The 12,774-nt window shown below is 59.5% G+C and carries 13 protein-coding genes and 1 pseudogene; 9 read left to right on the plus strand and 5 right to left on the minus strand.

Annotated elements, in window-relative coordinates; all coding sequences use genetic code 11:
* Positions 1 to 69 precede the first annotated feature (69 nt).
* On the minus strand, positions 70 to 2,085 hold the full coding sequence (locus tag FAZ95_RS25825) for an alkaline phosphatase family protein (protein WP_137335351.1): 2,016 nt from the start codon (positions 2,083 to 2,085) through the stop codon (positions 70 to 72).
* A 552-nt stretch (positions 2,086 to 2,637) separates the two neighbouring features.
* Between FAZ95_RS25825 and FAZ95_RS25830 the strand changes: the two genes are divergently transcribed.
* Complete coding sequence (locus tag FAZ95_RS25830; protein WP_137335352.1) at positions 2,638 to 3,111, plus strand: hypothetical protein; 474 nt, start codon at positions 2,638 to 2,640, stop codon at positions 3,109 to 3,111.
* 49 nt (positions 3,112 to 3,160) lie between these two features.
* Here FAZ95_RS25830 and FAZ95_RS25835 read toward each other — a convergent pair whose 3' ends face one another.
* Positions 3,161 to 3,478, minus strand: coding sequence for a hypothetical protein (locus FAZ95_RS25835; protein ID WP_137335353.1), 318 nt, complete (start codon positions 3,476 to 3,478; stop codon positions 3,161 to 3,163).
* Positions 3,479 to 4,196: 718 nt separating this feature from the next.
* Here FAZ95_RS25835 and FAZ95_RS25840 point away from each other — a divergent pair.
* Entirely contained in the window at positions 4,197 to 4,571 is a 375-nt protein-coding gene (locus FAZ95_RS25840; protein WP_137335354.1) for a hypothetical protein, read from the plus strand.
* Positions 4,572 to 4,786: 215 nt separating this feature from the next.
* On the opposite strand, the gene FAZ95_RS25845 is transcribed toward FAZ95_RS25840, so the two are convergent.
* Positions 4,787 to 5,671, minus strand: a complete 885-nt coding sequence (locus FAZ95_RS25845) for a LysR family transcriptional regulator (protein ID WP_137337592.1) — start codon at positions 5,669 to 5,671, stop codon at positions 4,787 to 4,789.
* A 101-nt stretch (positions 5,672 to 5,772) separates the two neighbouring features.
* Here FAZ95_RS25845 and FAZ95_RS25850 point away from each other — a divergent pair, with 101 nt between their 5' ends.
* Together FAZ95_RS25850 and FAZ95_RS25855 are read left to right on the plus strand one after the other, a co-directional pair.
* Positions 5,773 to 6,216, plus strand: a complete 444-nt coding sequence (locus FAZ95_RS25850; RefSeq protein ID WP_137335355.1) for a multidrug/biocide efflux PACE transporter — start codon at positions 5,773 to 5,775, stop codon at positions 6,214 to 6,216.
* Between the two features lie 230 nt (positions 6,217 to 6,446).
* A complete protein-coding gene (locus FAZ95_RS25855; RefSeq protein ID WP_137335356.1) occupies positions 6,447 to 6,707 on the plus strand; it encodes a hypothetical protein in 261 nt (86 codons plus the stop codon).
* 323 nt (positions 6,708 to 7,030) lie between these two features.
* On the opposite strand, the gene FAZ95_RS25860 is transcribed toward FAZ95_RS25855, so the two are convergent.
* On the minus strand, positions 7,031 to 7,240 hold the full coding sequence (locus tag FAZ95_RS25860) for a hypothetical protein (RefSeq protein ID WP_137335357.1): 210 nt from the start codon (positions 7,238 to 7,240) through the stop codon (positions 7,031 to 7,033).
* Positions 7,241 to 7,759: 519 nt separating this feature from the next.
* On the opposite strand from FAZ95_RS25860, the gene FAZ95_RS25865 reads away from it, so the two are divergent.
* The 5 genes and pseudogenes from FAZ95_RS25865 to FAZ95_RS25885 all read left to right on the plus strand — a co-directional run bounded on the left by FAZ95_RS25865 (position 7,760) and on the right by FAZ95_RS25885 (position 12,018).
* On the plus strand, positions 7,760 to 8,716 hold the full coding sequence (locus FAZ95_RS25865) for a fimbrial protein (RefSeq protein WP_254700285.1): 957 nt from the start codon (positions 7,760 to 7,762) through the stop codon (positions 8,714 to 8,716).
* Between the two features lie 260 nt (positions 8,717 to 8,976).
* Complete coding sequence (locus FAZ95_RS25870) at positions 8,977 to 9,255, plus strand: response regulator (protein ID WP_175425760.1); 279 nt, start codon at positions 8,977 to 8,979, stop codon at positions 9,253 to 9,255.
* 164 nt (positions 9,256 to 9,419) lie between these two features.
* Positions 9,420 to 10,559, plus strand: coding sequence for a metal-dependent hydrolase family protein (locus FAZ95_RS40185; RefSeq protein WP_254700286.1), 1,140 nt, complete (start codon positions 9,420 to 9,422; stop codon positions 10,557 to 10,559).
* Positions 10,481 to 11,188: pseudogene (locus tag FAZ95_RS25880) on the plus strand (AAA family ATPase); the annotation flags it as partial. The gene FAZ95_RS40185 and the pseudogene FAZ95_RS25880, both read left to right, overlap by 79 nt.
* The gene (locus FAZ95_RS25885; protein WP_254700287.1) at positions 11,185 to 12,018 is read left to right on the plus strand and encodes a response regulator transcription factor; all 834 of its coding nucleotides are present in this window, start codon (positions 11,185 to 11,187) and stop codon (positions 12,016 to 12,018) included. The pseudogene FAZ95_RS25880 and the gene FAZ95_RS25885, both read left to right, overlap by 4 nt.
* On the opposite strand, the gene FAZ95_RS25890 is transcribed toward FAZ95_RS25885, so the two are convergent.
* Positions 12,005 to 12,751 carry a glutathione S-transferase C-terminal domain-containing protein gene (locus FAZ95_RS25890; protein ID WP_137335359.1) on the minus strand — a complete coding sequence of 249 codons (747 nt, stop codon included), beginning with the start codon at positions 12,749 to 12,751 and terminating at the stop codon, positions 12,005 to 12,007. The two genes, FAZ95_RS25885 and FAZ95_RS25890, sit on opposite strands and share 14 nt — an antisense overlap.
* Between the last annotated feature and the right edge of the window lie 23 nt (positions 12,752 to 12,774).

Below are 12,774 nucleotides of genomic sequence, written 5' to 3' on the forward strand. Positions count from 1 at the left end.
AAAAACGGCGCGACCCGGTGCACACCGGGCCGCGCCGATCAAACCACACGAAACGCTTTTCTACTCGGCTCAGAACGGCGGCATGCCGATCGGGCCATTGCCGTGGTCATCGCTATCGTGATCGCCCTTGTCGTGACCGGGCGGCACGAACCGGAACGCGTCGAACAGATCGTCGAGCGCGGGCGAATTGGTCGGCACGTACGGATTCGACGGCAACTGCTGCGGATTCGGCAGATTGTCCCGGCTGCGCGAAGTGATCGGCCCAAGCGACCAGTTGCGCTCGATGAACTTGACGAGCGAAACGTGATCCGCGTAGTCGTGCACGACGCGCCCGCCGCGCGAATACGGCGACACGACGATCAGCGGGATGCGCGGTCCGTCGCCGAAGAAGTCGACCGGCTGGATGTAACCCGAATCGTAGTAGCCGCCGCCCTCGTCGGTCGTGATGAAGATCGCCGTCGACGCCCACAGTTTCGGGTTCGCCTGGACGAGATCGACGATCTGGTGCACGAAGCCTTCATACAGACCGAACTTCGACGACGACGGGTGCCCGTCCAGCAGCCCTCCCGGCTTCACGAACGAGACCGCGGGCAGCGTGCCGTTCTTGATATCCGAGTACAGATTGGGCGTGTCCTGCAGGTGCTGCGAAACGGTCGTCGGATTCGTCATGATCGCCGTTTCGTACAGGAACGGATTGCAGATGTTGCAGTAGACGCTCGTCAACGGACTCGTGATGAAGGTGCCCCAGCCTTCGCCGTAGTACTTCCACGAGATGTTCTTCGCGAGCAGCGTGTCTGCGATCGTCTTCACCGGCGAAGGCGGAATCGTGGACGTGCTCGTGTTCACGGTGCCGTCGCCGTTGTAGCCCGGGTTGTAGTTGTTGAGCAGGTAGTACGTGCCCGCCGCGCAGTTCGCGTTCGGTTTATAGGGCAGCGAATCGAGGTAATGCCGAATTGCGCCGACCCCCGGCTGGCTCGTCTCGGAGCAGTTGCTGTAGGTGCCGCCCGAATAGCCGTCCTGCGTGTACCAGTTATTCGTGCCCTTCACGGGATGCGGATTTTCGATTTCGTCGTTCGGCGGAGTGATCGCCTTGCCGTGGCCGTCGGTGTAGTAGAGCGCGTCGGCCGTGCCGATCATGATGCTGTTGGCCCCCGTGCCGCCCATCACCGGCTGGTGATAGTTGTCGCTGATCGTGTAGTGACGCGCGAGGTCGGTGAAATACGGCATGTCGCCGGTGTTCACGTTGTAGAAGCCAAGTGCGGTGGCCCCTTCATGGGTCGTCTCGTCGTCGAAGTTCGCCGGCTGCGGCTTGCCGTCCGAGCCCGCGCCGACCGACGTCTCGACCCACGCGAACAAGTCCATCTTGCAGCCGCTCGGGTTGTCGAAGGTCGCGTCGGAGACGTTGCAGTCCGCTTGCTGCCAGTTCTGATAGAAGCGGTGCACCGGGCTGTTCATGTACTGGTCGTAGTTCGGGCCGACCTTCGAGATTTGATACGGGCCGTTCGGCAGGTTGTGCGTGTTCGAGCCGAAGCGCGTATCGAAGGAGTCTTTCGGCAGGCCCGTCGCGCCGGTCGTCAAGTGAACGATGTCCGGCGTTTCGAGCGCGTACCCTTCGGCCGCCGTTGCAGCGGCAAGCGTGGCGAACGGCGGCGGGTTGGTGTCGCTTGCCGCCATCGGCGCGCCGCCTGTGTTCGGCGCAGGCAGGTTGGTATAGGGCTTCTTCGATCCCGGGCTCAAGTCGAAGCGCGACGGGTTCGTCGCTTGGGCCGTGTTTTGCGCGGCGAGCCAGAAGTTGGGGCCGGCGGAACCGTCGGCGTTGATGATGCCCTTCGACAGCAAGTTCGACACGGTCTGGCCATGACGCGGCTGATAGGCGCCGAAGACATGATCGAACGTGCGGTTTTCACCGACGATCACGATGACGTGCTTGATCGGCGAAACGGTGTTGGCCGATGGGTCGGCGGGCGTTTGCGACTGGCTTTCCGCAAGCGATGGAAAGACGGCGCTGCCTATAGCCAGGGCGGCAGCACCGCATAGCAATGCGGCATGCCTTAAAGGCATGCTGAATTGGCGTTTTCGCTTCATGAACATCTCCGTTGACGTGGTGCGCTTGGGGGGGAGCACTGCGTATGCAAGCACCATTGCGGTGCCTGAGATTTCTTACGGCTTGTTACCACGGAGAAAGTTAGAGGCCGATGGTGACGAGGCGGAGGCGGAAATGTGTCGCGATCGTGGTGGACTTGTGACGTCGCTGACGAATGGCTTGGGAGCGGCTTTCAGGGGGATGTGCGCAGCCCTAAGCCTCGCCGCCCGTTTCGGCGCGCGCGTTCATCGTATCGAAGACCTTCACGCCGGCGGGGATACGTTTGCACGGCGCCATGCTAGGCCCCGGTATAACAAATAAGAAGCCCTGATAGGGTCGAAATCAGGACCTCACAATGACATCCAACCGATGACAAAAAATGGATTTGCAATTGTTAACAGTTAATGAAGAAATACCATCAAGACTGACAGTTAAAGAGGTCCCGCTCCATTCCTAACATGTTGATCAGCGTTGCCTCAACCCGAGACACGCGACTCCTCGTCGGAACCGTCTATGTACCACCGACATTGACTCAATACCTTTGGAGAATCAACATGGCAACCCCGAATGAACTGGCCGCAACTGTTACTTTCAAAATCGTCTCGTATGTTGATCCGGAATTCGTCTTGTACGTGAAGCGCGGCGACCCCGGTCAACTGGTCAGCGTTACGTCGCAACCCATTCCCAAAAGCTCGCTCTCCACATGGATTTACGACGGCAGTAACAGCAAACTGTTCCTGAAATATGACTTCGATGCGACAAACGAGGACGGTTCGTACAAAGTCGTAGGCAACTCATCCGACGCAGCAGCAAGAATCAAAGTTACGGTCCCCGATACCGACGATTGTCGTACCTGGACCATGACCAAATTCAATGGCAATTTGTACAGATTTGATTCCGTCGAAAAGCCTGGATTGTCTCTCGGGCTGCCGGCCGGCGTCGGCGATGATTTCGGCGTAAAGTTCGTCCCAACCGACGTTACCTGGCAGACGCCCGGACAGATTTGGCAATGCACCGTTAGCGCTTAAAGCAACCTCATGCAGGCGGCCGGGCGTCGCTGCCCGGTTACGAAGGTATTCAAAAGATTTTCGAACAAAGCGCTATTCCGATAGGAAAACCGACGACCATACCGAACGCCCGGCCTATCAGCATTGCATTCAGATCCTCATCGAACAGCAGTGGATCTCGCCGCGATCGCAAGACTGTTCTGAGCAAAATTGGCCGCGGGAAGAGGACACAGGCAGCAACCGCGATCGGTGCTGCCCCTTGAATTGCCGCGTGCGCGTACGGCCCTGACGGGATGCCGAGGCACCCGAAGATCACCTCCGCAGCCGCCGTGACTATTGCTCCAATCAGCGCTCCACCAAAGAGTTTGCCTGTCGAATGCGTATCCATTTCAATTCCCTTCTGAAATTCGGAAGTGAACTAAATCGCAACGCGGAATAGCAGCTTTTGCGATGCCACGGCAGTGCTTAGTTTATCCGTATCAGTTCGGTCAAAATGTCAATAACTGTGAAACCGCCAAGCGGCCACGTCTCCCTCAGACCGGCGACAATTGCTGACATGTGAGGGCCACATTGTGAATGCCCCTAGTTACGTCGACCTCTCGATCAATCGGGGACAGGAGCGTGACACACCTCCAAGCACTGCCCGCCCATCGGAGCCCCGAGATGACTCCCCGATTCTTCAGGCTTCCCTTTTTCTATCGCTGATCTGCTGCAGGAATCCTGGGCAGATATGCGGCAATGAAAAGGCTTTCGGAAATGAAAAGGGGCTGCGGTATTTTTCCGTAGCTCTTTAATTATTCTGGAAACTAACTTAGCGAGAGAGGAAGTGCTGCATTGTCAGGCAGGCCCTGCCAACGTTAACAGGGAACGCGTTAAAAAATAATGCCTATACTCAACGCGCAGAACGCCAACTTTTCTTTACTGGAAGTCGAAATTCTGCTCAATACGCCTTGCATAAATCGCGTCGAACTTCCCTTCGCCGCGAGATCTTTGTTTGTGAGATCGAATATTGCAGGGTAGCGCCACATGCGCTGCGATGCTCGTGTCAGTGATTTTAAAAGTGATTTTGCTAGCGAGTTCGAATTAACAACCAACGAGGACGGGACATGGATACGAATTTGGCATATGCGGAGTCAAAAAAATCGGCGCAGCCGGCGGCCTTCGAGTCGAAATGCGAGTATGACTCCGGCTGGCAACCTGCTGACAACCAAACCAATCACAATCTGCTGTTTGCTCACAAGCTGGGAGTGACGCCCTCTCAGATTTCGATTTTTTTCTCACCTGATCAGGAAACTTCATACCCCTTGCTCTGGCCCTGGTCTAACAACACTTCTGGAAATCCCGTTTCGATTTGGGCCGACACAAAAGCGGTGACGATGTCCGTCTTCAATGGATGTCCATTGCATGGCAATTGGAATGGGCAGACCGCCAGTTGGACATATTGGAGCTCGGGTTTCTTCCGGGTTTTTGCTTCAGCCTGAGTGGGTGGGCTGCATGCATGGCATGGCGGTCGCAAAGAAAAGAAGCCCTGCATACGCGGGGCTTTTGTTTTGTACAACGTCAGCTGAGGCTCGCTATCAGCCTGAAGTGTCGGGCCAAACAGCGCTGGAAGCGCTTCCAGAGTCTTCTGGCTGGAACGAAATCGCTCGAATCCCTCATCATAGTTTCCACAACGTGTGATGCGCGACGACCTCCCTCACCCCGCCAACATCGTCTCCAGCAGCCAGGCCCCAGCAGGCCCCAACGGCCGTTTACGCGACCACACCGCATCCACCAGCACGCGTCGCGGCCAGCCACGCGCGCGCACCTCATGCAACTGCCCGGCCGCGAAATGTTCGACCAGCCAGCGTGGCAGTTCAGCCCAACCGAAGCCCAGCCTGGCCATTTCAAGCAGCATCAGATAGCTTGGCGCGGACCATCGGCGCGCGCTCCCCACGCGGTGCGCGTCGCTGTTTGTGCCGCTCGGGTTGACGAAGGTGTTGAGCCGCAGCTCGCGCGTGTCGCGCAGCGCGGCGTGCGGCACCTCGGCATCGCCGTAGGCCGCGAGCGGATGCTGCAGGCCGACGAAGACGCCAATTTCCGATTGCTCGGCAATCTTCGCCGTGCCGATGTCGGGCGGGTAGACCGCCCGCGCGGCCATCAGCCCGAGTTGGGCCCGGTCCTGCTGGATCAGGTCCAGCACGTCCTCATGCTCGGCGATCAGGTATTCGAGTTCGAGATCGGGAAAGCGCTGCTCGAGTGCGGCCAGCGTGTCTTCGTAACGGTCGGAGTAATAGGTGTCGGAGACGACCACGGTGAGCCGCACCTCTTGCCCGCCGGCGATCTGCGCGGCGAGGCGGTCCATGTGCTCGCTGGCGTCGAGAATGCGTTGCGCCTGAGACAGCATGGCGCGCCCGGCCTCGGTCAGCGTGGGCTGGCGCGTGCTCCGGTCGAACAGGGTCAGGCCGAGGTCGATTTCCAGCGCGGCAATCGCTTCGCTGATCGTGGATTGTCGTTTTCCCAGCTTGCGCGCGGCCGCGGAAAACGAACCGAGGGCGGCGGCCTCCGCAAAGGCCAGCAAGGCTTCGGGCGAATGACGCATGAGCCGCTCCTTCGATGTATCGGAAAAACCGATGATATCGAACTGGATTGTGCCGATCAAACCGATAACATGGCGCTCATTGGTTTTATGGAGCTTGTGTCATGAGTGCCTTGAGAAAATCTCCGGCCGAGCGCGTCGTCCATGCGCTGGCTTTCGAAGTGATCGCGACCATGATCTGCGCGCCTGCGCTCTCTTTGATCATGGGTAAGTCGCTCGCGCAAACGGGCGTGATGACGATCATGTTTGCGCTGGTGGCGATGACCTGGAACATCGTGTTCAACGCGGGCTTCGATCGCGTCGAAAAGCGCTTCGGTTTCAGGCGCACGATCGCCGTGCGTATCGCGCACGCGTGCACGTTCGAAGGTGGACTGATCGTGTTCCTGGTGCCGCTCGCTGCGTGGTGGATGAACGTCGGCCTGCTGGAAGCGCTGATGCTCGACATCGGCATCATGTTGTTCTTTCTGCCGTACACGTTCTTCTACAACCTCGCTTATGACCATCTGCGCGCGCGTTGGATGGCGCGGCGCATGCCGACGGTCGCTTGATGTCCGTGCTTGAGAACGCGCCGCTTGACGATCAGCGCGTGCGCGATGCCGAGCGGTGCCGCAAATAGCGGTCGTTGAGCCTCAACGCGGCGTCGGTCAGGCATGCGCCGGCGATCTGCATGCGCCGGCTCGACACCCGTCGATGACGACACGACGAACGCTGTCACCGGCAACACATCCATGAACAGCACGCCGTTCGCGGGGTTTCGATTGCAGTTAGACTATTCGTCATGGACACATGTCGTTACTGCGGAAAAGTCCGTGACGAATGGGACTGCCACGGGCAGGAGTGCCGCACGGCCATCGCCAAGGCATTGCGGCGTCAGCGTTCGGGCTTGCCGATGGTGCACGATGTCATCCGCAATGAGATTCCTCCTGGCGCGACGACGGGCGAAGTCATCGCCGTCTTGTCGCGTCAACGCTTGCGCGCTCGCCGCAGCAACGAAGAGCGGCGCGAGCGCAAAGCCATCGAAGACGGCGACGGCGAGTGATCTTGGCGGCCGTGTCGACCATGCGCCGCATCGCTTATTGGTCCAGTTGGTCGTCAAATAAGACTCCCGATGTCCAGTCCCAGTGACCCCAGCGTCGCTTTCGAAAAGCAGGCTTGCGCCGAAGGTTGTCAGCTTGTTGCGTGAGTCTTCGATGTAGGCGACCCGCTTTCCGTAGATCAAAACCGCTGCCTGAGAATGGTATAAATTTAGTATTGCTAATTGCCATTCATGGGTCACGCCCATGCGTTGCGACATGCCATTCGCCTTGAGGCGGGACAGGAGCATCACGTTCGGCACGCCCCTGTCATCAGCCTGAAAAACGCTTACCGATACGACAGCGTATAGGTCGCGTTGGAGTTGGCAGTGCCGACCGATGTGATGCCCGTCGCCATATACCGGGCGTTGTAGCGCAAGGTTGCCGTGCCACTTTCCATGGTTTGGTCAGCACTGGCCGGAGGTTGCTGGCCGAACGTGTTGTCGGTGCCGGTTACGTCGAAGACAGCGGCCTCTCTACCCAATGTCAGGAGGTTCAACTGGGTTTGACTGTTTATAGGTCTAGTACGAATCGTTCGACCTATTTTTAGAGCTAATCCTATTTATATGCATTACGCATAAAATTACATTTTCATCACTGAATCTTGAGCTCAGCCTTGTCATGAAGAAGTCGCAGTTCAGCGACGATTCAACTACAACCGTCCACGCTACCGGGCTCCCCCAACTGTCAAATATAAGGCCCGTCTTATTGAGTGATCCATAGATGAGGCATGGGTCCCAAATCCGATGTTGTCGGAAATTTTTGAGATATCGATCAAGAAATATCGATTGGTGATCTCGAACTGGAAATGCTGGGTTTCAGTATTCAGGGCGATTGAGGATGCATCGATATGTCGACAGGGGATTTCGTACAGGTGAACGGCTTGATTCGATGTCGAAGCGTGTGGAAGCTATCGCCGCGCGAAATCGAGGTGATTCGGCTTTACCTGTCCGAACGGAGCTGTCAGGCGATCCGTACGCGAACAAAGTGCAAGGATAACCAGGGACGAGGAAGTGAGATGACGAACACGACGAACGATGCGACGCGCACGGTCTGCGCGCGGGCGCTGCTGCGCATGATGGCCTTGCTTGCCGCAGTAGTGGCCGGCGCGGTACCGCTGTCTGCTTGGGCGCAAAATTATTACTCTGCCGATGCATTTGGACAACAGATTTCGATCCCGAAGAGCGTGGCTAGCGGCACCGTGCTGGCGCGGCATTACATCACGCCGATACAGGCGTGCGGTCAGACGAAGTGCACGGCGACGAGCTTTAACAACTTTCCCAATGGCGGGAGCCTGGGAACCGGCCCGACGATTACGACGAACGTGTCGGGCGTGTCGACGCGTCTGCTGATCAATGGCCAGATGTATGCAACTGGGACGTTCGCCACGCCGATCGAGTTTACTCAACCGCTCGAAGTGCAATTGCTGAGCGATGGCCGGACGAATACAGGCGGCTCTCTTGCGGGCGAGATGGTGGGCTCTCCGTTCTATTTCTCCTTTCGTTATTCAAACGGCGACCTTCTAAGGGTCTACCTGGGAGGAAGGATCACGCCGATCGACGGCACCTGTTCGGTACCGGCCCAGACCGTGACATTGCTCGACGCGACGTTGAAACAATTCGGCGACGTCGGCTCGACGGTCGGCACGCAGAGTTTCCAGATACGGATCAACAATTGCCCGCAGGGATACAACCGCGTCGGCTACACGCTTAACCCGACCGGCGGAGTGATCGCGAATGCGCCGGGCGTGCTGCCGCTTACCGCTGGCTCAACCGCACGCGGCGTGAAGATCCGGGTCGCTGACAACAAGGGCGTGCCCGCGATCTTCGGCACGTCGATCAATGTGGTCGATTACAACAAGGCGACGGGTGGCTCGTACACGATTCCGATGGAGGTGTCCTACGTCAAGACCGACGCGACGATCCAGTCCGGCACGGTGAATGGCGCGATGACCGTGCTGCTCGACTATCAGTGACGTCGAGTCGTCACTGCCCAGCGCGGCTCGCTCGTATTCGGCACTTGTTTTCGCGATAAAACTGCCGAAACACCGTGCCGAGATCGATGCTGCAACAGGTCACTCGATCGGTGGAGAATAATATCGAGATATAATCGGTGCGTTATGCATAACGAATAAACACGAGACGTCGCGCACGGCGTCGCATTCCGGATAGGGGTGACCGACGGACGAATTTTCGGTTCGAGTCGTAGTGGCAGACGATCATCCCGTGATGGGGCATGGCATTGTGCAGGGGCTGGGCGGCATGCCGAATCGACGTGGTCGCGCCCGTCTCGTTTCTGCGCCGGCGCTACTGGCAATCGCCGATCGTGACGGTGACAATGCTCAAAACACCGGCGGTATTCCGCGCGCTGCTGCAGCTCGGCGTGCAATGCATCGCGAGCAAGTTCGATGCGATGTCGCGCATGATTGCCGCCGTGCATGCGGCACACTCGCAAGGCCATTACCTGTCGCCGAAGGTCCGGCCGCTTGTCCTTGCTGAGCCGCGGCTCAGTTGAATACCGGTTCATAGACGTCAGCGCTGTTATCTGCCCAGGAGTCCATATTGAATAGGTTTTTAAATGAAGAGCGTCGCGCGTCGTATCGCGCTTCATGTGGTTGTCAAAGCGCCCTTGCCGCAAGCGTAAGCAGACGTCTGACGGAAAGACTGTCTCGAAGGGAGGTGGTCAAGAGCATCGCTGCCGGCCTCGCCGTTTCATCACTCGGCTTTGCGCCGGCTGCGTTCTCGCAGCCGGACGATCGTCCAATCGTGCTCAAGGGCGCACGAATCTTCGACGGTAGACGAAACGCGCTGATCGAGGGGCAAGACGTCGTCGTGAAGGACAACAAGATCACCGGCCTCGTTCCGACCGGGCAAGTGACGGAAAACGTGGATGTCGTTGACTGCGTGAACAAAGTCATCATGCCCGGCATGATCGATGCGCACTGGCATTCCATATTTGCCGCGGTGCCGCCCAGCGTAGCGCTCTCACCCAATATCGACGTCAACTACGTCTACTTGCTTGCCGCTCAAGAAGCGGAAAAAACGTTGATGCGGGGCTTTACGACCGTCCGGGACGTCGGAGGACCGTCGTTCGCATTGAAGCGGTTCATCGACGAGAGCCGGCTTCCCGGGCCGCGTATCTATCCGTCCGGCGCAATGATTTCACAGACCTCCGGCCATGGCGACTTCCGCAATCGCAACACAGTCTCCAATCCCGCGCTATGTGCGATAAGCGCCGCCGAAGTGGCGGGGGCCTCGGCCATCGCAGATGGTGTCCCCGAGGTGCTGAGGAAAACACGCGAGCAACTGAAGTTGGGAGCCAGTCAGATCAAGATCATGGCCGGTGGCGGCGTGACATCCTTGTTCGACCCGCTCGACTCGCTGCAGTACACGAAAGAGGAGATGCGCGCGGCGGTCGACGCCGCAAGCGATTGGGGAACCTACGTTTGCGCGCACGTGTACACCTCTGCGGGAATTCAACGCGCTCTCTCGTGCGGCATCAAATCGATCGAGCACGGCCAGTTGGCTGACGAAGAAACCGTGCGGAAAATCGTCGACGCCGACGCATGGTGGAGTATTCAACCCTTTCTGGTCGACGAAGACGCCAATCCCCAATCAACCGAGGAACAGCGTGCGATGCAGCGGACTATCGCCGAAGGCACACTGCGCTCGTTCGAGTTGGGTCAAAAGCACAAAGCCAAGATGGCGTGGGGAACGGATATCTTGTTCAACCCTGCAGGTACCAGGAGGCGCACACCGTGTCGGGCCTCAAGGGGGCGCCGCCCGGATACGTCGGTTATGGCGAGGGCGGCGTGCTGACCGAGGCGGTGCGTCGGCGGCCATACTCGGTCGTGCTGCTCGACGAGATCGAGAAGGCGCACGGTGACGTGCACGAAATGTTCTTCCAGGTCTTCGACAAGGGGTACATGGAGGACGGGGACGGCCGCCTGATCGACTTCCGCAACACGACGATCCTGCTGACGAGCAATGTCGGCGCGGAGCTCAGCGCGAGCCTGTGCGCCGACGAAGCATTGGCTCCGGACGTGGAGGGCCTGCGCACGGCGCTGGCGCCGGAGCTTTTGAAGGTGTTTCCGGCCGCGTTCCTCGGGCGCGTGACGCTCGTGCCGTACCGGCCGCTCGAGCAGCAGTCGCTCGCGCGCATCGTGCGCCTGCATCTCGATCGCGTCGTCAAGCGCATGGCGGCACAGCAAGGCGCCGAGCTGACTTACGGGGGCGGCGTGGTCGACTACGTCGTCGTCCGTTGCATCGTAGAGGAGACCGGCGCGCGGCGCCTGATCGGGTTCATCGAACAGCACATCCTGCCGCGGCTTGCCGCGCTGTGGCTCGATGCGGTGTCGTCAAAGCGGGCGCTGGCGCGCGTGGCGATCGAGGTGGCCGACGGTTCGGCGCCTCCTGCGACAGCGCTTCTATTCATGGAACAGCATTGAGCGGCGTCGATGACGCCTGCGTGCAAGGCCCGCTCGTGCGGGCTCCACATCCGGCGTGCCGGCACGCGGGCGAAGCGACGCCGCGCCGTATCAACCGGGAAACGCAAGTGAACGAAAACCAGTCGCCGATACGCGTCGCCATTCTCGACGATCATCCGGTCGTCCGGCATGGCATGCGGATCTGTCTCTCTGGCCAGCCTGATATCGAGGTGGTCGGTTGCTTCGAGCGGTCGCGCGATCTGCTCCAGTGGATGAGGAAAAATCGAGCCGACGTGCTCGTGCTCGATTACTCGCTCGGCCCCGGCGAAATCGACGGCATCGCCCTGATCCGCGCGATCCGGTCGCGCTTCGCAGGCAGCCGCATCGTGATCTCGTCGTCGTTCAATGCGCCGACCACGGTCGTGTTGACGGCAATGGCCGGCGCGAGCGGCTTCTTCAGCAAGGAGCAGCACCTGAGCGAGCTGGTCGGCGCGATCCGCAGGGTCAATGCGGGCGGCACGTACTGCGACCCGTCGTTGGGAATGGGCGTCGCCGTAGCGTCGACGCACCTGGGCATGCATGCGCCGCCGTCCGCCGCCGAGTGCGCCGAGGCGGACGGCACGGTGGACGGGAACTGCCGCGCCGCGTTGTCCCCCAAGCTGGTCTTGAGTCCCCGCGAGTATGACGTGCTGCGTTGCTGCCTTGCCGGAATGTCGCTCATGGATATCGCACACAAGTTTTCCCGGAGCCCGAAGACGATCAGCACGCAGAAGAACGCGGCGTACCGCAAGCTCGGTATCCAATCCGACATCGAGCTGTTCGGCAGATTTCAGGACTTCACGTTGGCTTGACGATGTGTGCCGGCCTGAAGTGCCGCGATAGCCGCCTCGCGTTTCTCCCGATCCGCTCGTGTATCGCCTTGCAATGCCGAACGAGATTCGGCCGCGACAGCACATAGCCCTTCAACGGCGTATCGATCTCGTAGTAGTAGATGTTCGCGACGCAGCCGTAGATCGCGGCATCGATCGTGGCCGGCTTCGGCCCGAAGACAAACCCGCTGTCGCCGAGCAGATCGGCCACCACGCGCAGATCGCCGATGCCGCGCTCATACGCCTGATCCGGCTCGTAGCGGCCGATGCCCTGATAGTGATACCGCAGCCGGTTGTACTCGCTCGCGGCTTCGAGCGCGCTCGCGGTGACTTCGGGGTGCGCCGCCATGAACGCATGGCAGAACGCGGGGCGAAAGCGCTCGTCGCGCCAGCGCGAAAAGCTCATCGGCCAGTACAGGTCGTCGAGCGTGCGCCGCACCAGGAAGTCGAGATTCGATTGCCCCGCGGAGAGCGCGCCGTCGATGCGCAGATCGTACTTGCGCTTGAGGTAGGCGATGATCGTATCGCTATCGCCGATCGATGTGTCGCCGTCGACCAGATACGGCAACTGTCCGCGGGGCGCCTCTTTCGGATCGAGAATGTGCTTGTGCTCGAAGTCGAGATCGCACAAGCGCATGAACGCATAGACCTTCAGACCGAACGGATTGTTGTCGGCGACGCCGAACAGGTCCGGATAGGAATAGAGCGTCGGCATGAGCCTCTCCCGTGATGGCGACA

The sequence above is a fragment of the Trinickia violacea genome, assembly GCF_005280735.1.
Taxonomy (GTDB): domain Bacteria; phylum Pseudomonadota; class Gammaproteobacteria; order Burkholderiales; family Burkholderiaceae; genus Trinickia_A; species Trinickia_A violacea.

Bases quoted from the DNA above. Each gene is read 5' to 3' on its own strand.
- FAZ95_RS25890 (WP_137335359.1), bottom strand. From the start codon at position 12,751: ATGCCGACGCTCTATTCCTATCCGGACCTGTTCGGCGTCGCCGACAAC.
- FAZ95_RS25850 (WP_137335355.1), top strand. From the start codon at position 5,773: ATGAGTGCCTTGAGAAAATCTCCGGCCGAGCGCGTCGTCCATGCGCTG.
- FAZ95_RS25865 (WP_254700285.1), top strand. From the start codon at position 7,760: ATGACGAACACGACGAACGATGCGACGCGCACGGTCTGCGCGCGGGCG.
- FAZ95_RS25855 (WP_137335356.1), top strand. From the start codon at position 6,447: ATGGACACATGTCGTTACTGCGGAAAAGTCCGTGACGAATGGGACTGC.
- FAZ95_RS25825 (WP_137335351.1), bottom strand. From the start codon at position 2,085: ATGAAGCGAAAACGCCAATTCAGCATGCCTTTAAGGCATGCCGCATTG.
- FAZ95_RS25870 (WP_175425760.1), top strand. From the start codon at position 8,977: ATGGCATTGTGCAGGGGCTGGGCGGCATGCCGAATCGACGTGGTCGCG.
- FAZ95_RS25830 (WP_137335352.1), top strand. From the start codon at position 2,638: ATGGCAACCCCGAATGAACTGGCCGCAACTGTTACTTTCAAAATCGTC.
- FAZ95_RS25845 (WP_137337592.1), bottom strand. From the start codon at position 5,671: ATGCGTCATTCGCCCGAAGCCTTGCTGGCCTTTGCGGAGGCCGCCGCC.
- FAZ95_RS25840 (WP_137335354.1), top strand. From the start codon at position 4,197: ATGGATACGAATTTGGCATATGCGGAGTCAAAAAAATCGGCGCAGCCG.
- FAZ95_RS25835 (WP_137335353.1), bottom strand. From the start codon at position 3,478: ATGGATACGCATTCGACAGGCAAACTCTTTGGTGGAGCGCTGATTGGA.